Origin of the sequence: Ruegeria sp. HKCCA5929 (genome assembly GCF_013034525.1) — a bacterium.
Classification (GTDB): Bacteria; Pseudomonadota; Alphaproteobacteria; order Rhodobacterales; family Rhodobacteraceae; genus Ruegeria.
This window is the reverse complement of sequence record NZ_WQGE01000002.1, coordinates 334,224-357,550: the sequence shown is the minus strand read 5'-3', so window position 1 is coordinate 357,550 and position 23,327 is coordinate 334,224. Positions and strand designations below refer to the sequence as shown.

General features: G+C 57.3%; 20 protein-coding genes, 1 other RNA gene and 1 riboswitch. Of the genes, 12 read left to right on the top strand and 9 right to left on the bottom strand.

The window, feature by feature from the left end:
* Window positions 1–53 precede the first annotated feature (53 nt).
* Both GOV90_RS06480 and GOV90_RS06475 read right to left on the bottom strand, forming a co-directional pair.
* Entirely contained in the window at window positions 54–407 is a 354-nt protein-coding gene (locus GOV90_RS06480; RefSeq protein WP_171095949.1) for a YbaB/EbfC family nucleoid-associated protein, read from the bottom strand.
* Window positions 408–634: 227 nt separating this feature from the next.
* Window positions 635–2,398, bottom strand: coding sequence for a DNA polymerase III subunit gamma/tau (locus tag GOV90_RS06475; RefSeq protein ID WP_171095951.1), 1,764 nt, complete (start codon window positions 2,396–2,398; stop codon window positions 635–637).
* Window positions 2,399–2,570: 172 nt separating this feature from the next.
* On the opposite strand from GOV90_RS06475, the gene GOV90_RS06470 reads away from it, so the two are divergent.
* Entirely contained in the window at window positions 2,571–3,071 is a 501-nt protein-coding gene (locus GOV90_RS06470; RefSeq protein ID WP_171095953.1) for a dual specificity protein phosphatase family protein, read from the top strand.
* Between the two features lie 2 nt (window positions 3,072–3,073).
* On the opposite strand, the gene GOV90_RS06465 is transcribed toward GOV90_RS06470, so the two are convergent.
* A complete protein-coding gene (locus tag GOV90_RS06465) occupies window positions 3,074–3,481 on the bottom strand; it encodes a hypothetical protein (protein ID WP_171095955.1) in 408 nt (135 codons plus the stop codon).
* A gap of 90 nt (window positions 3,482–3,571) precedes the next feature.
* A riboswitch (cobalamin riboswitch) is annotated at window positions 3,572–3,794 on the bottom strand.
* A gap of 130 nt (window positions 3,795–3,924) precedes the next feature.
* Here GOV90_RS06465 and GOV90_RS06460 point away from each other — a divergent pair.
* Complete coding sequence (locus GOV90_RS06460) at window positions 3,925–4,785, top strand: hypothetical protein (RefSeq protein ID WP_171095957.1); 861 nt, start codon at window positions 3,925–3,927, stop codon at window positions 4,783–4,785.
* Between the two features lie 48 nt (window positions 4,786–4,833).
* On the opposite strand, the gene ffs is transcribed toward GOV90_RS06460, so the two are convergent.
* Both ffs and GOV90_RS06450 read right to left on the bottom strand, forming a co-directional pair.
* An RNA gene (gene ffs / locus GOV90_RS06455) (signal recognition particle sRNA small type) lies at window positions 4,834–4,932 on the bottom strand.
* 39 nt (window positions 4,933–4,971) lie between these two features.
* Window positions 4,972–6,840, bottom strand: a complete 1,869-nt coding sequence (locus tag GOV90_RS06450) for a bifunctional 2',3'-cyclic-nucleotide 2'-phosphodiesterase/3'-nucleotidase (protein WP_256367897.1) — start codon at window positions 6,838–6,840, stop codon at window positions 4,972–4,974.
* A gap of 182 nt (window positions 6,841–7,022) precedes the next feature.
* Here GOV90_RS06450 and nudC point away from each other — a divergent pair, with 182 nt between their 5' ends.
* Together nudC and GOV90_RS06440 are read left to right on the top strand one after the other, a co-directional pair.
* On the top strand, window positions 7,023–8,006 hold the full coding sequence (gene nudC, locus GOV90_RS06445; RefSeq protein WP_171095959.1) for an NAD(+) diphosphatase: 984 nt from the start codon (window positions 7,023–7,025) through the stop codon (window positions 8,004–8,006).
* A 37-nt stretch (window positions 8,007–8,043) separates the two neighbouring features.
* A complete protein-coding gene (locus GOV90_RS06440) occupies window positions 8,044–8,511 on the top strand; it encodes an SRPBCC family protein (protein ID WP_171095961.1) in 468 nt (155 codons plus the stop codon).
* Window positions 8,512–8,665: 154 nt separating this feature from the next.
* Here GOV90_RS06440 and GOV90_RS06435 read toward each other — a convergent pair whose 3' ends face one another.
* On the bottom strand, window positions 8,666–9,499 hold the full coding sequence (locus tag GOV90_RS06435; protein WP_171095962.1) for a prephenate dehydratase: 834 nt from the start codon (window positions 9,497–9,499) through the stop codon (window positions 8,666–8,668).
* A gap of 120 nt (window positions 9,500–9,619) precedes the next feature.
* Between GOV90_RS06435 and GOV90_RS06430 the strand changes: the two genes are divergently transcribed.
* The 5 genes from GOV90_RS06430 (at window position 9,620) to GOV90_RS06410 (ending at window position 15,984) form a co-directional block, all read left to right on the top strand.
* Window positions 9,620–10,132: a cytochrome c family protein gene (locus GOV90_RS06430; protein ID WP_171096040.1), complete on the top strand. Its 513-nt coding sequence runs from the start codon at window positions 9,620–9,622 to the stop codon at window positions 10,130–10,132.
* Window positions 10,133–10,302: 170 nt separating this feature from the next.
* Window positions 10,303–12,207 (top strand): extracellular solute-binding protein, encoded by a 1,905-nt coding sequence (locus GOV90_RS06425; RefSeq protein WP_171095964.1) that lies wholly within the window; start codon window positions 10,303–10,305, stop codon window positions 12,205–12,207.
* 1 nt (window position 12,208) lies between these two features.
* Entirely contained in the window at window positions 12,209–13,303 is a 1,095-nt protein-coding gene (locus GOV90_RS06420) for a microcin C ABC transporter permease YejB (RefSeq protein WP_171095966.1), read from the top strand.
* Window positions 13,304–14,410, top strand: a complete 1,107-nt coding sequence (locus tag GOV90_RS06415) for an ABC transporter permease (RefSeq protein ID WP_171095968.1) — start codon at window positions 13,304–13,306, stop codon at window positions 14,408–14,410. It abuts the gene before it with no gap.
* A complete protein-coding gene (locus tag GOV90_RS06410; RefSeq protein WP_171095970.1) occupies window positions 14,407–15,984 on the top strand; it encodes an ABC transporter ATP-binding protein in 1,578 nt (525 codons plus the stop codon). The genes GOV90_RS06415 and GOV90_RS06410 overlap by 4 nt, the downstream gene beginning before the upstream one ends.
* 24 nt (window positions 15,985–16,008) lie before the next feature.
* Here GOV90_RS06410 and GOV90_RS06405 read toward each other — a convergent pair whose 3' ends face one another.
* The gene (locus tag GOV90_RS06405; protein WP_171095972.1) at window positions 16,009–17,937 is read right to left on the bottom strand and encodes an elongation factor G; all 1,929 of its coding nucleotides are present in this window, start codon (window positions 17,935–17,937) and stop codon (window positions 16,009–16,011) included.
* A 211-nt stretch (window positions 17,938–18,148) separates the two neighbouring features.
* The gene (hemN, locus tag GOV90_RS06400; RefSeq protein WP_171095974.1) at window positions 18,149–19,504 is read right to left on the bottom strand and encodes an oxygen-independent coproporphyrinogen III oxidase; all 1,356 of its coding nucleotides are present in this window, start codon (window positions 19,502–19,504) and stop codon (window positions 18,149–18,151) included.
* A gap of 61 nt (window positions 19,505–19,565) precedes the next feature.
* On the opposite strand from hemN, the gene fnrL reads away from it, so the two are divergent.
* Both fnrL and GOV90_RS06390 read left to right on the top strand, forming a co-directional pair.
* Window positions 19,566–20,309 carry a transcriptional regulator FnrL gene (gene fnrL, locus GOV90_RS06395; RefSeq protein WP_171095976.1) on the top strand — a complete coding sequence of 248 codons (744 nt, stop codon included), beginning with the start codon at window positions 19,566–19,568 and terminating at the stop codon, window positions 20,307–20,309.
* Between the two features lie 72 nt (window positions 20,310–20,381).
* On the top strand, window positions 20,382–20,636 hold the full coding sequence (locus tag GOV90_RS06390) for a GlsB/YeaQ/YmgE family stress response membrane protein (protein ID WP_171095978.1): 255 nt from the start codon (window positions 20,382–20,384) through the stop codon (window positions 20,634–20,636).
* Window positions 20,637–20,678: 42 nt separating this feature from the next.
* Here GOV90_RS06390 and GOV90_RS06385 read toward each other — a convergent pair whose 3' ends face one another.
* Entirely contained in the window at window positions 20,679–21,518 is an 840-nt protein-coding gene (locus GOV90_RS06385) for a universal stress protein (protein ID WP_171095981.1), read from the bottom strand.
* 201 nt (window positions 21,519–21,719) lie between these two features.
* On the opposite strand from GOV90_RS06385, the gene ccoN reads away from it, so the two are divergent.
* Window positions 21,720–23,327 (top strand): cytochrome-c oxidase, cbb3-type subunit I, encoded by a 1,608-nt coding sequence (gene ccoN / locus GOV90_RS06380; RefSeq protein ID WP_171095983.1) that lies wholly within the window; start codon window positions 21,720–21,722, stop codon window positions 23,325–23,327.

Sequence of the window (23,327 nt, the reverse complement as noted above, 5' to 3'; positions counted from 1 at the left end):
CTGTCTTGCGCCGGAGGGAGCCTCCGGCGGGAGTATTTTTAAAAAGATGAAGCTCAGAACGGCAGCTTGATGTCTGCGGGCAAGCCCATGCTTTCGGTCAGTTTGGCCATTTCCTCCTGCGAGCGTTCAGCGGCTTTGGTTTGGGCATCCTTGATGGCCGCCAGGATCAGGTCTTCGACCACTTCCTTGTCGTCCCCGTTGAAGATCGACGGATCAATATCCAGACCTTTCAGTTCGCCCTTGGCGGTTGCAGCCGCCTTGACCAGACCAGCCCCGGATTCACCGACAACCATCATGTTGTTCAGCTCTTCCTGCATTTCGGTCATCTTGGTTTGCAGGTCCTGCGCGGATTTCATCATCTTGGCCATGTCACCCAGACCGCCAAGCCCGCCGAGTCCTTTCAGCATAGTATTCTCCTGTATCTCTGCTTGGGTTCTAAATACGGGCCGCAGCCGCGTGGCACAAGGGTTCCCGCGTTTGACCGCGAGGTCTTTGGAAACGCGCTTCCCTTTGTCGCGCAGTGGCAGGTTGCGCGTTATGTGAAGGCAAGGATTGGGTTTGCCGCACGGGCTTTGCCGAGACTTAGATTTTGGAACCGGGTGATCACGGTAACCTCAATGGGCGCGTCACCGGCTCAATCCTCTTCGAACGGGTCCCACTCATCCTCGACTTCGGGCAGCGCCTCGGTCTCGACTTGGGCGGCGCGCTGTTCCGGTGTCTCGATCTTTGTGATCCTGGCCTTGGGAAATTGAGCCAGTACAGCCTGAACCAGCGGGTGTTGTTCGGCTTCGGCTTTCAAAGCCAGTTCGGCCTTGTCCCGAATTTCAGCAATTGTCGGCGCATCCCCGTTCGAGACGATCGAGACTGCCCACCTATTGCCGGTCCAGCGTTGCAGGGCCGAACCCAGGCGTGGTGCAAGGTCTGTTGGTGCATTCGTGGCTGGGGTGAATTCGATCCGACCGGGTTGGAAAGACACAAGTCGCACACCGTTTTCCACTTCGACCAGCAGTTTTACGTCGCGGTTGGCGCGGATCAGTTCGACAACGTGATCAAAAGTCGGGAACCGGGCGAGAGCCGTCTGCACATCCTGAGCCAATGCAGCAACTGGCGCGCCGCTTGGGCCGCGAGGGGTCGAAACGTAGGAAGGTGCCGGGGCCGCGCTGGCCCGCGCGGGTGTTGCACCCTGCTGGGGGGCTGATACTCCGCCATTCGGCCCACCAGTTGGAGGCGTTGGAGTGTCCTGCAGCCGTTTGATCAGTTCTTCAGGGCTGGGCAGATCAGCAACATGGGTCAGGCGGATAACGGCCATCTCAGCGGCCATCATGGCATTGGGCGCGGCCGAGACTTCTTCGAGCGCTTTCAGCAACATCTGCCACATCCGGGTCAAAACGCGCATCGGCAAGGCCTCTGCCATGTGCTGGCCACGGCTCCGTTCGTCAGGCGAAACGGTTGGGTCTTCGGCGGCGTCGGGCGTAATTTTGACGACGGACACCCAATGGGTGATTTCGGCCAAATCGCGTAAGACGGCCAGAGGGTCTGCGCCCTCAGCGTATTGCCCGCTGAGTTCCGTCAGCGCACCCGCTGCGTCGCCCCGCAGGATCATGTCCATCAGGTCCAGAACGCGGCCACGGTCCGCAAGGCCCAGCATTGCGCGGACCTGCTCGGCAGTGGTTTCACCCGCCCCGTGCGAAATCGCCTGATCCAGCAGCGAGGTTGCATCCCGTGCCGATCCTTCCGCGGCACGTGTGATCAGCGCCAGCGCGTCATCGGCGATTTGGGCATCTTCGGCGGTTGCGATCTTTTGCAGAAGCCCGATCATATCTTCGGGCTCGATCCGGCGCAGATCAAAGCGCTGACAGCGGGACAGAACCGTGACCGGCACTTTGCGGATTTCGGTTGTTGCGAAGATAAACTTCACATGTTCAGGCGGTTCCTCGAGCGTCTTGAGCAGCGCGTTGAAAGCGCTGGTCGAGAGCATGTGGACCTCGTCGATGATGTAGATCTTGTAACGCGCGCTGGCGGCGCGATAGCGGACACTGTCGATTATTTCGCGAATGTCATTCACACCGGTCCGGCTGGCGGCGTCCATCTCCATCACATCGACATGGCGGCCTTCCATGATCGCCACGCAATGTTCGCATTGCCCGCAAGGCTCGGTCGTCGGGCCGCCATTGCCGTCGGGGCCGATGCAGTTCATACCCTTGGCGATGATCCGCGCGGTGGTGGTTTTGCCGGTGCCGCGAATGCCGGTCATGATGAAAGCCTGCGCAATCCGGTCCGCTTCGAATGCGTTTTTCAGGGTGCGTACCATGGCATCCTGACCCACCAGATCGGCAAAGGTTTCCGGGCGATATTTGCGGGCGAGAACCTGATAGGCGGGGCTGGGCGTGTCGGTCATGTTTTCTCGGTCGGATTCGGTGCTTCGGCTCAGCGTAGTGGCCGCTGCCTTCCGCGTCCACTGCGCGGCGCGATGATTTTTGATTTAGATTCCGACCGGATTCGCACTAAGCTGTTCCAACAAAATTTAAGACTCATTTTTGTAAAGAGTTCCTGGTGGAGGACACACGTTCATGTCGCAGCTGGTTATCTATGCCCTGCAAGTCGCAGGAGGAACGCTGGCCCTGACGTCTATACCCGGACATGGCGGGGACTATGAGACGGATCTGGATACGATTGCCGCGTGGAAGCCGGGGATTGTCATTTCAATGACAACGGATGTCGAGATGCTTCAGCACGGGGCGCAGGATTTTGGCAGCGATATTCAAAGCCGCGCCAGCCGGTGGGTGCATCTGCCGATCGAAGACTTTGGCGCACCAACGGCGGCGGTTGAAGAGGCGTGGCCAGAAGTTAGCGCCGCCGCCCGGCATGCCCTGGCTGGAGGAGGCCGAGTGCTGGTGCATTGTCGGGGCGGCTGTGGCAGGTCGGGGATGGTTGTCCTGCGTCTGATGGTCGAGTGCGGCGAACGGGCTGACAAGGCGCTGGAGCGTCTGCGGTCGCTGCGCCCCTGTGCTGTGGAAACAGACGCGCAGCTGGCTTGGGCGGCCCGGGTTTCCCCGGCGCAGGTGGTGTGACCTCAGGCCGAAAGCTGTTCGGGTGCGTGTACGGTTTTCCGGGGCCGTAGCGTTGCAACCTCGATCATCGCGCATGGTGGGTTTGCAATGATGCCAGATGGCAGGGTGCGGAACGTGTTTCCAAAAATCAGATCAGCATAGAGGTTCAGGTCTTCAATTGCTGCGTCGGGTTGCGTGTCACAAAACACGCGAACACTGTCTGATTGTGCCTGGAAAATTGCCTGACACCCTTTCGTGCAATGTGAAAGTTCACTACTACCGTCAAACTCGAAGTCGTCGCCTGTGGCAGCCGAAGCTTGTGTCATGGCCTCGGAGATCGAGCGCGCCAGCCGCGCCAGGGCGGGGCAGGTTTTGCCCGTCCGCTGACATACCGTTGCGCTGTATTCATGCGTCTTTGTCTTCCAGATCATCCTGCGCCCTCCGCGCGTGGTGGACAGAAGGATCGGGTCAGGTGGGACAGCGAAGTGCAGTCAGGACCTGCCCGGACACCCCGCCCGAGTTTCGGTTTCAGTTTCGATGGCAGGTCTCCTGACTTGCGGGTCATGGCTTTGCCGACCTTCCCAGCCCTCGGGGCCAGTGGCGTTTCGGCATTGCTCAACGCTTACAGTTGCGGGGGCAGTCGCGGCATTGGTTAGCGTCCGGATGACCAGACGGAACCGCACCGTGTTCCCTTTTCATCCCGACCCCTTGTGGGGGACAGGAACCATCACACAATCGCTAGCGTCTGATCCGGTTCCGAGTCAAGCGGATCTTTGTCCCCGACGTTTGGTCATGCTGGATGGGTAAAAACTTCCCGCGTAGAGTTTCAATTATTGAAGTAAGAAACTTTGTCTTCGGCGCAGGGTCAGGGATCATGTTGGATACAGAACAGACGGTTTTAACCGAAGAGTTCCTCTTTCCGTCCGGGTCATCAACCCTTTCAGCGCGCTTGTACCGACCGTTGTCGGAACCCGGCACAGTGGTTGTGCTGAACAGTGCCACAGGCGTGCCACGCGACTATTATCGCCACTTCGCACGTTGGCTGGCCGCTGAGCGCGGCATGGCGTGCCTAACCTATGATTACCGGGACTTCGGGCACTCTTTGACCGGCCGCATGAAGGATGCACGTGCGACAATGGCCGATTGGGCCTTGATCGATATGCCGGCGGCGCGGGCGGAAATGCGCAGGCGTTTTCCCGGTGCACAACAATGGACGATTGGTCATTCTGTAGGTGCCATGCTGGGACCCGTACAGCCCGATATCGACAAAATCGACCGGATGATTTGTGTGTGTTCTGGGCTTGTGACCCTGAACGATCACCCATGGCCCTACCGTGGATTGGCCGGGGTGTTCTGGTATGGGCACGCCCCATTGCTGGTCAAAGCGCTTGGGTACTTGCCCGGAAAGGCAATCGGTTTTGGTGCGGATTTGCCGGCATCGGTCTACTGGCAATGGCGTAAATGGTGCACCGCTCCTTCGAGTTACATGCCCGAGATCGGAGCCGGGTTGCCTGATGCGCGTTGGACAGAAACTGAAAAACCGGTGGATCTGTTTACTTTTGAAGATGACCAGATGGTCCCACCCGAGGCGGTATGGCGGCTTGCCGATCTCTATGGCCCCAAGGCCAAACGACATCTGCTGAAACCTGCTGAATTTGGGTTATCTGAAGTTGGGCATATTGGGGCTTTTGCCCGTCGTAACGCGGCCCTTTGGCCACGCTTTGTCGACATCTGAACACGTTTTGGGTGAGACCGCGTATCACCCATTAGGTATGTGAGGGGAAAGTGAGAGGTTGGACATCGACCCAAGCGGGGCTCGTTGTGGCTGCTTCCTTCCGGACCTGACCAGGTTGGCGAGGCGCTCGCCCGCGCCAACCTCTCGACTCTGGATATAGGGAAGGCGAGGGCAAAAGACAACCCGTCAGAACGTCAGACGGATCCGCTCGAACCCGGCTTCATCAGGACTTAGCAATTGGGCGTTGAACATGCGCAGCTCATCCATGTGTTCAAGGGCACCGGGACCTGTTCGAAGCAAGGCATTTACGCCCGTTTGAGCTGTCAGTGTAAACGGATAGGGGTGCCGCGCTATTGGGTCGGGCGGAAGGCGACGAGACAGGTAATCCCGCGTCAGTTCCTTGATGTCGAGCGGTGGTAGGTTGATGCGTTGGGCCGCAGAGGCGGCAGGAAAATGTCCGCCTCCGCTGGCGCGGTAGTTGTTGCTGGCCAAGACAAATCTTTGCGCAGGTTGAACAGGTTGGCCACCGAATGTCAGATTGCGAATTCGTCTGTTGTCAAGATCGACCAACCGACCATCACTGTCGAAGCGCGCAGGTTGCGATGGATCGATTTGATAGGACAGGCCGAAGATGACATCAAAATTGTAACCGGCACGTTCGGGGTTTACTAAGTCCGCTTCTGTATCATGTGACAGCTGGTTGAGCACGCTTGCCGACATTTCCAGCCAATCCAGCACGTCGGCACCGTTGATCTGTAATGCGCGCAGTTCATTGGGAAACGGATACAGGTCTGCAACGTGACGCAGGCATATTTCCCCCGCCGGGACATCTGTAAAATGCCGCGGGCCAGCGCGCCCACCGCATTTCCCAGGCGCCACGGCTGACAAAAGAGGTAACTCTTCCAAAGCGGAACCGTGCAAGAAAGAGCGCAAAGCGGCAGCCTGCGCCGCAGCAACCAGAGCCAAGCCGCGATCCGGTGCGCAAAAACTGAAATAACTGTGCATGGATTCTGATACGCGCGCGACGGGTTTGGCAACCGCGCTGCGTGTCTGACGATGGGCGTCGGCGAACAGACGCACCATATCCTGGTCTTCTTCGACCGCGATTCCGCTCGCGCAAACCGGGCGCAGGTCCGCGCGACATTCTTCAATGTTGAATCCGCTATTCGGTCGCGGAGAAACTACAAGATCAATAACACCAAGATAAGATCCAGCCGACCCGGCCATGACAACCGGGGTTCCATGCACCAGCCCATTTGCGTGATCGAGGTATGGGGCGTTGGTATCGGTGCGACTCGGAAGGGTCAGATGCGTATGCCCGGCGACAATGGCGTCGATTCCGTCGATGGCGGCCAAGGGGATTACGGCATTCTCCATCCCTTCCACCGGCTCTGTTTGGCCCAGGCCGGAATGCGCCAAAGCAACGATAAGGTCACATCCCTCAGCGCGTAGTCGTTTTGACAGTTCGCATGCCGTCGATATAATTTCCTCGGCCGTGACTTCTCCGTTCAAGTGATGTTCTTCCCAGCGGGTGGTTTGAGGCGGAAGAACGGATATCAAGCCGATGCGAAGGGGCATATCTTTGCCACCCAAAGGCACGGTGCGGTCCAATATCGCAAATCTTTGCCATGCTTGCAGGCCACCTGATCGATGCAGGTTGCTGCACAGGACAGGGCAGTGGGCTTGCGAGATGATATTGTCCAATACCGGCAGCCCAAAACCAAAATCATGGTTGCCGAGACCTATGGCGTCGTACTCCAGCGCCGCAAAGGCTTGCATGACCGGATGCGGCACGTCGCTCTGGGCCGCCCACTCGCCCAACGGCGTGCCCTGAATTGCATCCCCATTGTCCACCAACAGAACCAAAGCATCCCCTGCTTCTTGGCGGGCTTTGCGGATCAGGCTGGCGGTGCGCGTCAATCCTAGCGTCGGGTCAGGAGTATCCGTGTAATAGTCAAAACCTGTCAGGTTCATATGCAGGTCGGTTGTTGCCAGAATACGCACATGCCCACGGTTTTTTTCGGAGGGCACCTGCGTCGAAGGGTTTTGCTTCACTTTGAATGGTCTGCTTTTGAATAGGGTTATTGATTAATTCTTACAAAGCGTAACCTAATGATTTTTCCGGGGCCGCCATGCGGCTTTTCAGCGGCAGACATGCGTGTTGCGCGTGTTTGAATTGCCATTGCAACACGGTCTGAGACATGGCAGCCCTGTGCCAGGGACCAAAAGGAATTCCAATGAAAAACGCAGAGCAGGTGACCTTTGGCGGCTCGGGTCTGGATCGGGCGGCCCATATGCGCGGAAATGCCGAAACGTTGACGGCGGCGCAAAGCCACCCGGCGGCGGCGTGCATGATGATCTGGCGCGGTAAAGTTCTGGTTACGGGCCAAGGGCTGGATCAGCTTGCTCTGCTTCCAATGACGCACTCGCTGGTCAGCGCGGGACCAGGCGGGGTCATTGAGGCTCCTGTTTTTTTGGGCCTTTCCGCTGAAGACACGCCATTGTTCGCGGTGGATATCTCGGCCTGGACCGCAGAAGGTCTGGACCTGACCGGTCTGGGAGAGTTCGTGGACAAATCCGAGCAGCAGCACCCGGATTTGCCAGAGGGATATGTGTTTGCTGAATTGCGCCGGATCATGACGCGATTGTCGCCGCGCGATGCCGAATTGGCGGCCACGGCCAAAGCCGTTATCGGCTGGCACGAAACGCATCGGTTTTGCGCCCGCTGTGGGGCTGCCAGCGAGATGTCTCAGGGCGGTTGGCAACGCAGTTGCCCTTCATGCGGTGGGCAACATTTCCCGCGCACCGACCCGGTTGTGATCATGCTGATCACTCATGGTGACAGTGTGCTGATGGGCCGGTCTCCGGGCTGGCCCGAGGGTATGTTTTCGCTATTGGCGGGGTTTGTCGAACCCGGAGAAACGCTGGAAGCTGCGGTGCGCCGCGAGGTGATGGAAGAGGCGGGCGTTCCGGTCGGGGACGTATCCTATCTGTCCAGTCAGCCCTGGCCTTTCCCGGCTTCGCTGATGTTTGGCTGCGCGGGCGAGGCACTGGCGCGTGACATCGTGATTGATCCCGTTGAGATTGAAGAGGCGATGTGGGTCAGCAAATCCGAGATGATGCAGGCATTTGCCGGGGATCATCCAAGCCTTTTGCCCGCCCGCAAGGGTGCAATTGCACATTTTCTGCTTGAGAACTGGCTTGCGGATACTTTGGACTGACGAAATATTGGCGCGGCCATAAACATCAAAGGGTATCATGCAATTTTCAGCCCGTGAGGATATCGAAGCCCCCATTAACGCAGTGTTCGACATGGTGTCGGATTTCGGACGGTTCGAACGTATGGCCATGCGCCGGGGAATCGACGTACGGCGCTTGGGGTCCGAAGCGGTCTTTGTTGCCGGGACTGAGTGGCAGACAGAGTTCAAGCTGCGCGGCAAGCTGCGCCAAATGTCGGTGGTGATGACGGATTTTGACCGGCCTTCGCAAATGCGATTTGAAGCGTCCAGCAAGGGCATGACCGGTCTGACCAGTGTTGATTTTCTGGCCCTGTCGCCGCGCAGAACGCGCCTGAGCCTTGAGATGTCACTGGCGGCCAAAACCCTGCCTGCACGTCTGTTGTTGCAATCGGTGAAACTGGGTCAGTCCCGATTCCGCAAACAATTGCAATCCCGGCTGAGTGAGTTTGCACGCGAGTTGGAGCAGCGGCATCTGCACGGTGCCTAGAAGACGCCGGTGCGCTGTTTCACAACGCGATTGAGCAGAAGAGGCAGGTTGCCAAGTCGAACACCCAAACGCATTAGCGAGATGATCGCTTGCTACGTGGCTAGGCGCAGCAACCTGCGCCAATCTGAATTCGCCCAACCTAAGGAAGAGTAGTCTAGCCGCGGGGCTGCGCTGCCGGATAGACGCCCAGGATTTCCACATTGGTTGTGAAGTGTTCCAACTCGTCCATGGCCAACTGAACGTTCCGGTCATCCGGATGACCAACGATATCTGCATAAAACTGCGTCGCAGTGAACGACCCGTCAACCATGTAGCTTTCCAGCTTGGTCATGTTGATGCCGTTGGTGGCAAAGCCGCCCATCGCCTTGTACAGCGCCGCAGGGATGTTGCGGACCTGAAACACAAAGCTGGTGATCATTCCATGTTCTCCGCGACGCGCCAGGTCGGCCTGTCGAGACATCACAAGGAAACGGGTCGTGTTGTCGTCGCTGTCCTCGATGTGGCGGGCCAGCACATTCAGGTTGTAGATCTCACCAGCCAACTCACTGGCCAGCGCCGCAGAGTGCAGGTCGCCCACCTCAGCCACTTCGCGCGCCGCGCGGGCGTTGTCGGGGCTGACGCGTCCGCGAATGTCATGCTGTTTCAGAAATCCTGCGCATTGCGGCAGCAGCACAAGATGGGAATGTGCCTCGGTAATGTCTTCCAGTTTTGCGCCGGGGACGCCCAACAGGTTGATATGTACCCGCACAAATGCTTCGTCGATGATATGCAAGCCACTATGAGGCAACAGCCGGTGAATATCGGCGACTCGTCCGTAGGTCGTGTTTTCGACCGGTAGCATCGCCAGATCCGCCGCACCTGAACGAACCGATTCGATCACATCTTCGAAAGTCCGGCAGGGCAGGGCCTCCATTTCGGGCCGTGCGTTCCGACATGCTTCGTGGCTATAGGCGCCTGGTTCGCCCTGAAATGCGATGCGATTGGTCATTTGGTCGATTCCATGCAACAAGTTCGCGATTTGGTCGTTTCGTCGCGGTGTCTATACCTTGCCTCTCGCAAGGGGAAGCCTTAGACAGCAGCCCAGACAGCTGAAATGGACTCGCGATCAATGTTCGACACGATGACAGTTACCAAGGCCGCCGCAGGCCTGTTCGGCACTTTCCTGGTGCTGCTTCTGGCCAAATGGGGGGCGGATGTCCTCTATTCTTCCGGTGGCCATGGCCACGCTGAGGCCGCCTACATTATCGAAACCGAAAGCTCGGGCGAAAGCGCTGATGGTGAAGAAGTGGTCTTTGAAGACCTGCTGGCCGCCGCTGACGTCGAAAAAGGTGCAAGAGTGTTCCGCAAATGCACTGCCTGCCACAAGCTGGAAGACGGCGCAAACGGTACTGGCCCGTACCTGTACGCTGTTGTGGACCGTCCTGTTGCGTCGGCTAAGGGCTTTACAGGCTACTCGGCCAGCATGCAGGCGCATGGCGGCAACTGGACGCCTGAAGCTTTGGATGCCTTCCTGGAACGCCCAAGCGCCTACATCTCGGGCACATCGATGAGCTTTGCGGGTCTGAAAAAGCCGCAGGATCGCGCAGATGTGATTGCTTACCTGCAGACAATCGGCAACTGATTGCCCGTCAGATCAAAGATCTCCAAGGCCGCTGCCCTGTGCAGCGGCTTTTTTTGTCTGAAGGAAACTTCACAAAGCGCTCACGCATTCTAAACTTGAAACTGTTAGCGTTGGCACTTTAGCTAGCGGTTACGACATTGGTGAAGACATTGACCGAGAGGACGAGCCACATGAAATCCCTGATGCCCGCTGCGCGTGATCTTAAATTACGGCCCTGGGCTAGCATATTGGGGCTGTGCACGGCTTTGATCGCTCCGCAAGTCGTGCAGGCTTTGGATGATGGTGTCACCAGCAGTCATGGGTATTCGTATTTTGGTAATCTGGACTATCCTGCTGATTACACGCATCTGAACTACGTGAACCCGGATGCTCCTAAAGGCGGTGAGCTATCTTTAGCTGCCTCGGGAACGTTCGATTCTCTCAATCCTTATTCTCGCAAGGGGCGCGCTGGCGCGCTGACGACACTGCAATATGATCGCCTTTTTGATAGTGCTGATGACAGTGTCGGTCAGTATTACGGAGTATTGGCAGAAAGTCTGGAGTATGATGCAGGGCGGAACTACGTTATCTTTCACCTGCGGCCCGAAGCAACCTTTTGGGATGGCACTCCGGTAACGGCGGAAGATGTCGTCTATAGCCATCGCCTGTTCATCGAACAGGGCTTGCCGTCGTACGCGCAGGCTGTGGGTCGTATGGTGACGGGGGCCGAAGCGCTGGATGAACATACGGTCAAGTTCTCGTTTAATCCCGAAGTAACCCGCCGCAGCCTGATCGAAACAGTCGGCGCGACCCCTGTATTTTCCAAAGCATGGTTCGAAGCGGATGAGTCCAGGCGTTTGGATGAACCGCGTCTGGAAGTTGCGGTTGGATCAGGTCCGTATAAGCTTGATAGCTACGACATCAATCGTCGGATCGTTTACAAGCGCCGTGATGATTATTGGGGCAAGGATCTGCCCTTCAATGTTGGTCGGAACAATTTCGACACAATCCGCGTCGAGTATTTTGCTGATCAGACCGCGGCGTTCGAAGGTTTCAAAGCCGGTGAGTACACGCTGCGTATCGAAAGCGACCCCAAGCTTTGGGCGACGGGGTATGATTTCCCGAAGCTGAGCGAAGGCGTGGTCGTTCGCGATGAAATCGTGGATGGCAGCCCGCCGACCCCGTCGGGTTTTGTATTCAATCTGGGAAAACCGCAATTTGCAGACAAGAACGTCCGCAAAGCCCTTGCCTTAGCCTTTAATTTCGAATGGGCAAACGAGTCTTTGCTGTTCGGGCTGAATGCGCCGCGCAATTCCTTCATTCAAGGCACCCCGCTTGAGGCAAAAGGTCTGCCTGAAGGTGATGAGCTGGCGTTTTTGCAAGCGTTGGGTGACGTTGTGCCCGAAGACCTTCTGACAGAGCCCGCTGTCTTGGCCCACGAGTCAAACCCTGCGCGTTTGAACGATCGGAGAAATCTTCGCAAATCGGCGAAAATACTGGACGAGGCCGGTTGGCCTGTTGGTGATGGCAATGTGCGGCGCAATGCGGAAGGGCAGACATTGAAGGTGAATATCCCCTATCCTTCAAACCTGCCGACATCGACAGCAACCATGATCGAAACCTATGTTCAGAACTTGCAGTCTATTGGTGTGGACGCTTCGGCTGAAAAGGTTGACCCGGCACAATACACCCTGCGCAGCCGTGAGCGGGACTACGATATGGTCTATTCCACACGCTACGGGTCATTCCTGTCCACTGGCGGCGGGTTAAGCCAGATGTATGGATCGGAAGAAGCTGCATTCAGCCTCTTTAATCCAGCGGGTTTGGCCAGCCCCCTAGTTGACGCAATCATTGAAGCGTCTTTTGAAACCGACAATCAGGCAGATCAGGACACGGCACTGACGGCGCTTGATCGCGCCTTGCGTTATGAGTTCTTTGTGGTCCCCGTGGGATTCATCGCTGATTACTGGACGGCCTATTACGATATGTACGAATACCCCGAAAACCTGCCGCCCTATTCGCTGGGTCATCTGGATTTGTGGTGGATCAATCCGGAAAAAGAGTCTGCATTGAAAGCGAAAGGCGCGCTGCGATAATATGGGCGCCTATATTTTAAGACGCTTGTTGCTGATCATTCCGACCCTTTTGGGCATCATGATCGTCAACTTCACGCTGGTACAATTCGTGCCGGGTGGACCGGTCGAACAGATCATCGCGCAGATCGAAGGTCAGGGGGACGTATTTGCCGGATTTGCGGGTGGAGGCGATGCTGGCGCAGGTTCTGAACCCGCTGGTGGTGTTTTCGACGACAAATATGTCGGCGCACGCGGCCTGTCGCCCGAGTTCATTGCCGAACTTGAAAAAGAATTCGGATTCGACAAACCACCTCTGGAACGTTTCCTGATCATGATGGGCAACTATCTGACCTTGGATTTCGGGCAGAGCTATTTCCGTTCGATCAGCGTGATTGATCTGGTGCTTGAAAAGATGCCGGTCTCAATCTCATTGGGTCTGTGGTCGACCCTGATTGCCTATCTGGTTTCTATTCCGCTGGGCATTCGCAAAGCGATCAAAGATGGATCACAGTTCGATACCTGGACCAGCGGGGCGATCATCGTGGCCTATGCGATCCCGGGCTTTCTGTTTGCGATCCTCCTGCTGGTGCTGTTCGCGGGTGGGTCTTACTGGCAGATCTTCCCGCTGCGCGGTCTGACCTCGGACAACTGGGAGAGCCTCAGCCTCTTCGGCAAGATCGTTGATTACTTCTGGCACATTGCACTGCCGACAATTGCGCTCACGATCTCGGCCTTTGCGACGCTGACGCTTCTGACCAAGAACTCGTTTCTGGATGAAATCAAAAAGCAATATGTCATGACGGCCCGTGCCAAAGGACTGAGCGAACGCAAAGTTCTTTATGGCCATGTCTTTAGAAACGCGATGCTGATCGTGATTGCCGGTTTTCCGGCGGTGTTTATAGGCGTGTTCTTCGGTGGTTCGATCATTATCGAGACCATATTCTCGCTGGACGGTCTGGGTCGTCTGGGGTTCGAGGCTGCCGTGGCGCGGGACTACCCGGTGATTTTTGGCACCTTGTTCATCTTCGGCCTGATGGGGCTGGTTGTGGGGATCATCAGCGATCTGATGTATGTGTTGGTCGATCCGCGCATCGACTTCGAAAAGCGGGAGGGGTAAATGGCACTCTCTCCTCTGAATCAGCGCCGCTGGAGCAACTTCTGCCGCAACAGGCGCGCGTTCTGGTCGTTGATCATCTTTTCGGTGTTGTTTGGCCTGTCCCTGTGCGCCGAGTTCATCGCAAATGACAAACCCATCCTCGTGAAGTACCGGGGTGATTTCTATACGCCCATCTTCAATTTCTATGCAGAAACCGAATTTGGTGGGGACTTCCAGACGGAAGCCATTTATCGCGATCCCGAGGTTCAATGCTTGATCGATAGCGGCGGACTGGAAGAGTGTTTCGACGATCCCGAAGGCATCATAGAACAAATCGACGCCGGGACTTTCCAGGCGGAAGGGTTCGAGCGCGGCTGGGCGCTTTGGCCGTTGATCCCATACTCCTTCAATACGTCGGTAGACCGACCGGGGGCCGCGCCCTTACCGCCCAACGGTCAGAACCTGTTGGGCACGGATGACACTAAACGCGACGTGTTGGCTCGGGTGATATATGGGTTCCGCTTGTCGATCCTGTTCACACTGCTTGTGACCGGTGCCGCCAGCCTGATCGGTATTTTCGCTGGTGCCATTCAAGGGTTCTTCGGCGGTTGGCTGGATCTGATCTTTCAGCGGATCATCGAGATCTGGTCAGCGACGCCTTCGTTATATGTGATCATCATCATGTTCGCTGTTCTGGGCCGAAGTTTCTGGCTGTTGGTTGCGCTGATGATCTTGTTCAGTTGGACCGGATTGGTCGGCGTGGTGCGCGCCGAGTTTCTGCGGGCGCGGAACCTTGAATATGTACGCGCCGCGCGTGCGCTGGGCGTCGGCAACATGACCATCATGTTCCGCCATATGCTGCCCAATGCAATGGTGGCCACCCTGACGTTCATGCCGTTCATTGTCACAGGAACCATCGGCGGCCTGGCCTCGTTGGATTATCTGGGCTTTGGTTTGCCATCGTCGGCACCGTCTTTGGGAGAGCTGACCTTGCAGGCAAAACAGAACCTGCAAGCCCCGTGGCTGGCTTTCACTGCCTTTTTCACCTTTGCCATCATGCTGTCGCTGCTGGTCTTCATTTTCGAAGGCGTGCGGGATGCGTTTGATCCAAGAAAGACCTTCTCATGAGCTTGCTGGATGTGAACAACCTCAAGGTCTCGTTCCGGCAGGACGGTCAGGTCAGTGCCGCAGTCAAAGGCGTTTCCTTCACAGTAGATCGGGGTGAAACCGTTGCATTGGTAGGCGAATCCGGCTCAGGCAAATCCGTCACGGCTTTGTCGACCGTTTCACTGCTGGGTGACAGTGCACTGGTCGAAGGATCGGTGACCTATGATGGGCAAGAGATGATCGGCGCGTCCGAGCAGCATCTTATGGATGTTCGTGGCAATGACATCAGCTTCATCTTTCAGGAGCCGATGACCTCGTTGAACCCGCTGCACACGATTCAGAAGCAAATGGCGGAATCGCTGGCGCTGCATCAAGGCGTGACCGGGGATACTGCGCGGGATCGGATTTTGGAGCTGCTGACCAAGGTTGGTATCCGCGACCCCGAGGACAGGCTGGACAGCTATCCGCACCAGTTGTCTGGCGGACAACGGCAGCGGGTGATGATCGCGATGGCGCTGGCCAACAAACCAGACATCCTGATAGCCGACGAACCGACAACGGCGTTGGACGTGACCATTCAGGCGCAGATACTCGAGTTGTTGGCCGAATTGCAGAAATCCGAGAATATGGGGATGCTGTTCATCACCCATGATCTGGGCATCGTGCGCCGGATTGCCGACCGTGTTTGTGTGATGAAGGATGGTGAGATTGTCGAAACCGGTGTCACACAGGACATCTTTGACAACCCTCAGCATCCCTATACCCGGAAACTTTTGGCCGCGGAACCTTCGGGTCAACCCGAACCGGTTGCCTCAGACGCGGAAGAGGTCGCGCGCACCGATCACCTGAAGGTCTGGTTCCCGATCCAGCGCGGATTTCTGAAGCGTACTGTTGGCTATGTGAAGGCGGTGAATGACGCCACGCTGAGTGTACGTGCGGGTGAGACTTTGGGCATCGTCGGCGAAAGCGGCTCGGGCAAGACCACGCTGGCGCTGGCGATCATGCGCCTCATTGCGTCCGAAGGCGGCATCACCTTCCGCGATCAGGATGTGCGAAGATGGTCTACCCGCGAATTGCGCAGGTTGCGCAAGGATATGCAGATCGTGTTTCAAGACCCGTTCGGCAGCCTCAGCCCGCGCATGACCTGTCAGCAGATCATTGCGGAAGGCCTGGCCATTCACAACATTGACCCTCACCGCGCCCCGCGTGAGCTGGTCGCTGAGGTGATGACCGAAGTGGGGCTGGATCCAGCGGCGATGGACCGGTATCCGCACGAGTTCTCAGGCGGACAGCGCCAGCGTATCGCCATTGCGCGCGCGATGGTTTTGCGGCCCAAACTGCTGGTACTGGACGAGCCGACCAGCGCGCTGGACATGACGGTGCAGGTTCAGATCGTTGATCTGCTGCGTGATCTGCAGAAGAAATACGGTCTGGCTTACCTGTTCATCAGCCATGACCTGAAAGTCGTACGGGCGATGTCGCACAACGTGATCGTCATGCGAAATGGGGATGTGGTGGAAATGGGTGCGGCCGAGGCTTTGTTCGAAAACGCCCAGACAGACTATACCCGCGAGCTGATTGCAGCGGCGGGCTGAAATCAGCCCGCCTTCCTCAGGCCATCACGCGCTTGCCTTTTCTTTGGTCGCCGCTTTCGGTACTGGCCCGCGCAGTTCTTCGTAGTGATCAAAGGTCAGCTTGACCCACCCGGTTCCGCGCGTGGCACTGGCAAGGGTGCGATGCAGTTCATCCTCGGTCACGGCGGGGATCTGGGCGTTGAAGATCTCCCATCCCGACGCGTTTGGGTTGCCCTCAAATCCCAGAACTTGCCCTTGCAGCGAACTGATCGTTGGTACGAGATCGCCAACAAAATCGGAAGGCAGGTGAATCTCGGCGTTCAGCATCGGTTGCAGAACCACTGGCTTGGCCTGCGGCAACGCTTCGCGTACGGCGTTCTTGCCTGCGGTGCGGAACGCATAATCCGAACTGTCCACGTTGTGGTGTTTACCGTCGCTCAGGGTCACTTTGACGTCGACCACGGGAAATCCTTCGGGGCCTTGTTCCAGTGCGTCCTTGGCACCGTGTTCCACGGAGGGGATGTAGTTCTTGGGCACAGCGCCGCCCTTGACCACCTCTTCGAACTGGAACCCCGATCCGCGTGGCAGGGGTGCGACCGAGATCACCACATCTGCAAACTGCCCAGCCCCACCGGATTGTTTGCGATGACGGTGGCGATGTTCGACGGGCGCGCGGATGGTCTCGCGATAGGCGGTTTCGACCTGATCCGCTTCAATCTCGATCCCAAAATCCTCGGCCAGCTTGGCGGTCACGCGACGCATGTGCTGTGGACCTTGCGATCCAAGGATGGAATGACCGCTCAACTCATCCTGTTGCAAGTGCAGACCGGGGTCGATTTCGGCCAGACGGCTTAGGGCATTGGACAGGCGTACGTCGTCCCGTTCATGTGCGGGTGAGACGATCTGACGATGCGCGACAGGATGCGAAGCCGCCCATTCCGGAAGCTCCGTCGCAGAAGAGCTGTCGTAGATATAGCCGGGGTTGAGGTGGTCGGATTTCACCGCCAGCCCAATCTGCCCGGCCTCCAGTGTCGCGATTTGGGTTTTGGCATCCAGCGTTGTCAGGTTTCCTACGGTTTCACCGCCCAACGCCTCGTGCGCTTGTACACCGTCTCCGAGGCCGCGCAGAACGACAATCTTTCCGATGTGCTTTTTGACATCTGCAAAGCCGGCAATAGCGCGTGCGCTGTCTGCAGCCTCGTCGCGTCCTGCGGCGATATCAAATTCAGGCGCTTCGTGTCGCAGTGCTTTCATCAGGCGAGTCAGCCCGTTGCCATGGCTCGCTGCACCCAAGCACGCGGGGATCAACTGGTGGTTTTGCAGGACCTGCGCGGCAAGATCATACACTTCGTCATTTGGCGGCTGTTTGTCCTCGATCAGCTGTTCCAACAGATGGTCATCGAAATCGGACAGGGTTTCCAGCAACTCGGTTCGTGCTTCCTGCTCTCGATCTTCCACGGATTGCGGCAGTTCGATCAGGGCCGAGGGTTGGCCTTCCTGATATTTCCAGGCTCGTTCCGAGATCAGATCGACCGCGCCGATGATCGTGTCTCCTTCGCGGATGGGCACCTGACGCAAGGCGATATGATGGGTGCAGTATGTTTGCAGGGCCGCGATGATGTCGCGGATGCGGCCATTGGGGTTATCCATCCGGTTGATGAACAGGAAACAGGGGATGCCCGCTTCTTCGACCAGTCGCAGGTAAGGCGCGCACAGAACAGCGGCATTCGGGTCGGGTGGCACGACCACCACGGCGGCGTCCGATATGGCCATTGCAGGCCCGACATAGGCGAGCGCATCGCCACCGCCATCCACGTCGATCGCGCACCAGGGCTCGTCCAGGTAAGAAAAACCGTGCAAATGCACGGTTCCGGAAACATCGAATGTTGTGGGGCGCCCGTCGAGGCGGCTGATGGCCTCGACCAGGGTAGATTTGCCCGATTGGCTGGGCCCGAGGACGGTGAAGACGCGCATGAGTGTTGTCCCTCTTTCAGGTTGCAGAATGGCTGCACGAAAGGGGCATCCGCCGCATTTGCGTCGGCAAGGACTGTCTGTATTTTGCCCGCCTCAGGGTGCAGGGCGAAACTTCACCCCACAGCACGAGTGTGGGAAAAACCGCAGGCGTGCGTCAAGCCCCCGTTGCGTTTTGTGGTCTGCGGGCCAGAAATTGCTCGCAGCGAAGAGGTCAGATTGCCGAGCTGTGCCCGGCTTTGCTCAGGTCATAAACGTCAAAACTGCGGGCGATCATCCGGGTTAGCGCGCGTGCTTCGGGCGGGATGAAAAGCCCGTCATCAGTGATCCGCAGAAGCCCGTCGAAATCGGCGTTGGCGGAGTGATACATATCATTCAGCGTGGCGGCCGAGACGTCGTGGTCGCGCAGGATTTCAGCGCTGTTGATCTGGAAATCACACATCAGCGCTTCGATCAGACGTGCGCGCAGAATGTCCTGGCCTTTGAACAGATGTCCACGGGCTGTTGAAAACTGTCCGTTACGGACGGCTTTTGTGTGCGCCGAGGTGGCCGAGGCGTTCTGCGCATAGCCTTGCGGAAAGCGCGAGATCGAACTGGCCCCGACCCCGATCAGAACGTCGGCCTGATCGTCGGTATATCCCTGGAAGTTCCGCTTCAAGCGTCCCGCGCGCAAGGCATGGGTCAGCCCGTCATCCTGTGTAGCGAAATGGTCGATGCCAATTTCGGCGTAGTTGTCCCACAGGAACAGGCGTCGGGCGGTATCGAACAGCTCGAGCCGTTGTTCCGGCGTGGGTAGCGCGTCGGACGGGATCATCTGTTGGCGCTTCGCCATCCAGGGCACATGCGCGTAGCCATACAACGCCACGCGATCCGGGCTGAGCGAAAGCAGCTTCTGCACGCTTTCGGTCATCCGGGCCTTTGTCTGATGCGGCAGGCCATAAAGGATATCTGCGTTCAAACTGGTGATGCCACGTTCACGGATCATGTCGATGGCGTCGCGGGTGGTATCGTAGCTTTGAATACGACCGATGGTTTTCTGAATTTCGTCGTCGAAATCCTGCACCCCGATCGAGGCACGGTTCATACCTGCGTCCGCCAACGCATCCAGACGGGCTTCATCAATTTCGTTGGGATCAATCTCGACTGAAAATTCGGCATCAGATCCCATGGGTACGATACCCAGAATATGCTGCGCCAATTCGCGCATCAGCTGCGCGTTCAGCAAGGTCGGCGTGCCGCCACCCCAATGCAGGCGCGACAGCACCACACCTTCGGGCAGGCGGGCTGCAAGCAGGTCCAACTCGGCCTTCAGAACGTCCACATAGGCAATAACCGGGTTGTCGGTTTGGGTTCCTTGTGTCCGGCAGGCACAGAACCAACACAGCCTGCGGCAGAACGGAACATGGATGTACAGGGAAATGGCACTGCCGGGTTTGATCCCCGAAATCCAGTCGCCAAACATGTCTGCTCCCACATCATTGCTAAAGTGGGGGGCGGTGGGGTAGCTTGTGTAACGCGGTACTTTCGCGTCAAAAAGTCCAAGCTTTGCCAATTGTGGTTTCACTATCATGGCGATACCCTTATGGCACCGACAACTTGGTTGCTTTGATGGAGATCAAGTAGGAACGCGCATGACAGTAAAAGCACAGTTTGATCATTCCAATTGCGAAGACTGCCCGATTCGACACCGAGCAGTCTGCGCCCGTTGCGATGCCGATGAGCTGGAAGAGCTTGAAAGCATTAAGTATTACCGCAGCTTCGAGGCGGGACAAACGATCATCTGGTCCGGCGATCAGATGAATTTTGTAGGCTCGGTCGTGGCCGGGATCGCGTCATTGACACAGACAATGGAAGACGGGCGTACCCAGATGGTGGGTTTGCTGTTGCCCAGTGACTTTGTCGGCCGACCCGGGCGTGAGGCTGCGCCCTACGATGTGCAGGCGACCACGGATGTTGTCATGTGTTGTTTCCGCAAGAAGCCCTTCGAAGAATTGATGGCGACGACACCGCATATTGCGCATCGTCTGTTGCAGATGACTCTGGACGAGCTTGACGCTGCCCGCGAATGGATGCTGGTGCTTGGACGCAAGACTGCACGGGAAAAGATCGCGAGCCTATTGTCGATCATCGCACGCAGGGATGCGTCGATCAGTCAGAAAGGTCTGGCGGGACCGATTGTGTTTGACCTTCCCCTGACACGCGAAGCCATGGCGGATTACCTGGGTCTGACGCTTGAAACTGTCAGCCGCCAGATCTCGGCCTTGAAAAAGGAAGGCGTGATCACGCTGGAAGGCAAGCGCCACGTGACCATTCCCGACATGGGCCGTCTGATGGAAGAGGCCGGTGACGATTCGGACGGTGGCTTTTTGGTCTGATCCCGGTTTTTGTGCTGCAATACAGTGGCTGCAGTCTTTGGATTGCGGCTAGAAACAAATCAGGAGCTTAGCATGGTTTTCGGCAGTGTCCTGGCAATGCTTTTCATCGGCGCAATCGCCGGGTGGCTGTCAGGCAAGATCATGGAAGGCCGCGGATTTGGCCTTGTGGGCAACATCATCGTCGGAATCGTCGGGGCGTTTTTGGCGGGCATGATTTTCCCGGCGCTTGGCTTTTCGGTGGGCGGAGGGTTCTTTTCATCGATCTTCTTTGCGACCGTTGGGGCCGTGATTTTGCTGTTCGTGATCGGCCTTATCCGCAAAGCATGAAAAAGCCGCCGTTTCGGGCGGCTTTTTCATTTTAGACAGAGTTCAATGCGCCAGAAACACTGGGACGGAAGACTGTTCCAGCATATTACGTGTTGCCCCGCCGAGTATGGCCTCGCGGAAGCGCGAATGCCCATAGGCACCCATCACGATCATGTCCGATTCCGTATCTGATGCATGGCGGTTCAGAATGTCCGACACGCGCGTCATGGTCTTGCTCAGGACATCGATCTCACATTTGACCCCATGTCGGGCCAACATCTGAGACAGCATCCCACCCGGATCCGACCGGTCAGGGCCGTGGCGCGGCGGATCAATCACGACGATGCGGGCCAGTTCCGCCTTTTTCAGGAAGGGCAGAGCACGCCGGATGGCACACATCGCCTCGACGCTTTCGTTCCAGGCTATCATCACATTGCGCGGCGCTTTCAGGGGTGGGGTGTCATCAGGTACCACCAGAACCGGGCAATGGCCTTCGAACATAGCCGCTTCAATAATCGGCTCGGCCTCGGCTCCACGGTCCTTGCCGTAAGGATGCGGCAAGATCACCAAATCTGAAAACCGCGCCCGATGTGCAACATGACGCCCTATATCGGCAATCTGCGCCACACCGTGTTCGGCGGACCAGCGAACACCGGATTTGCCCAGATAATCCTGGGCAAATGTCAGCAACTCTTGTGCCTCGGCATTGGCCCGGCTGAGTGTTTCCTGAACGATCAGTGCATTGGCTCCGGCGTAATAGTAACCGGTCTGGCTGCGATCGACACCGAGGCACAGCGCTTCGGCATGGGCATCCTGCGAATCCGCCAGCGCCACCATCTGCGCCAGTGCGGTCTGAGCTGTCTGCGTTTCGGTCATAACAGTGAGAAGGGATTTGTACGCCATTTCGACCTCTTAGTTCGGGCATATGGTCTCATGCGACCGGTTGGCCTCTTTCATCCTCAATGCGTGTCACAGAAAACGGGGAACTGTCTTGATACAGATCAAAGCAACATCGGCTGTCGTGCTTCAGAACGGCAGCCAGTCAAATAGGTTTCGCGTGTCAAAAGAATCAAAATCGCGCGAAGCACGGCAAAGGGACGCAATATGTCGAATTACATCAAGCTGATCGTGCTTGGTCTGGTCGTGGTGTTTGCCGCCATCGGATCAAATTATGCACGCGATTTGGCGTATCAGGTGCATGCGATTCTGGTGATGCTTATCGCCGGTGGATTGTTCATCTGGACGCTTCGAAACACGGAAGAGCCAGATATTCTTGTCGATCGTTCGGGCGAATACATGGATGACGTGATCCGCTACGGCGTGATCGCAACCGCCTTTTGGGGCGTTGTAGGGTTCCTGGCGGGAACCTTTATTGCGTTCCAGCTGGCGTTTCCGGTGCTCAACTTCGAATGGGCGCAAGGGTATTTGAACTTTGGACGTTTGCGTCCGCTGCACACCTCGGCGGTGATTTTTGCATTTGGCGGTAACGCGCTGATCGCAACATCGTTCTACGTGGTACAGCGCACCAGCGCCGCGCGTCTGTGGGGCGGCAACCTCGCGTGGTTCGTGTTCTGGGGCTATCAGCTGTTCATCGTGCTGGCCGCGACTGGCTATATTCTGGGCGGTACACAGTCCAAGGAATATGCCGAACCTGAATGGTATGTTGACCTGTGGCTGACCGTTGTTTGGGTTGCTTACCTTGCTGTCTATCTGGGCACGATCATCAAACGGAAAGAACCCCACATCTATGTGGCGAACTGGTTCTATCTGGCGTTCATCGTGACCGTTGCCATGCTGCACCTGGTCAACAACATGACCATTCCGGTCAGCATCTGGGGTTCGAAGTCGGTCATCGTCTGGTCGGGTGTTCAAGACGCCATGATCCAGTGGTGGTACGGCCACAACGCCGTGGGCTTCTTCCTGACAGCGGGCTTCCTGGGCATGATGTACTATTTCATCCCGAAACAGGCCGAGCGTCCGGTCTTCTCGTACAAGCTGTCGATCATCCACTTCTGGGCACTGATCTTCCTGTACATCTGGGCTGGTCCGCACCACCTGCACTATACTGCGCTGCCTGACTGGGCTTCGACGCTGGGCATGGTGTTCTCGGTGATCCTGTGGATGCCGTCCTGGGGTGGTATGATCAACGGCCTGATGACCCTGTCGGGTGCATGGGACAAGCTGCGCACCGACCCTGTGATCCGGATGATGGTGATCTCGGTCGGCTTTTACGGCATGTCCACCTTTGAAGGTCCGATGATGTCGATCCGCGCGGTGAACTCGCTGAGCCACTACACCGACTGGACCATTGGTCACGTGCACTCGGGCGCGCTGGGCTGGAACGGCATGATCACCTTTGGTGCGCTGTACTTCCTGGTGCCTGTCCTGTGGAAGCGCGAGCGTCTGTACTCGCTGCAAATGGTCAGCTGGCACTTCTGGCTCGCCACCATCGGCATCGTGCTCTACGCCGCGTCGATGTGGGTCACCGGTATCATGGAAGGCCTGATGTGGCGTGAAGTGGATGCCAATGGCTTCCTGGTGAACTCGTTCGCCGACACCGTGGCTGCCAAATTCCCGATGTATGTGGTGCGTGCGCTGGGCGGTGTCCTGTTCGTCGCTGGCTCGGTCATCATGTGCTACAACCTGTGGATGACTGTACGGAAAGCGCCGGCCAAAGAGGCCAGCCTGACCGTCGCAGTCCCGGCTGAATAA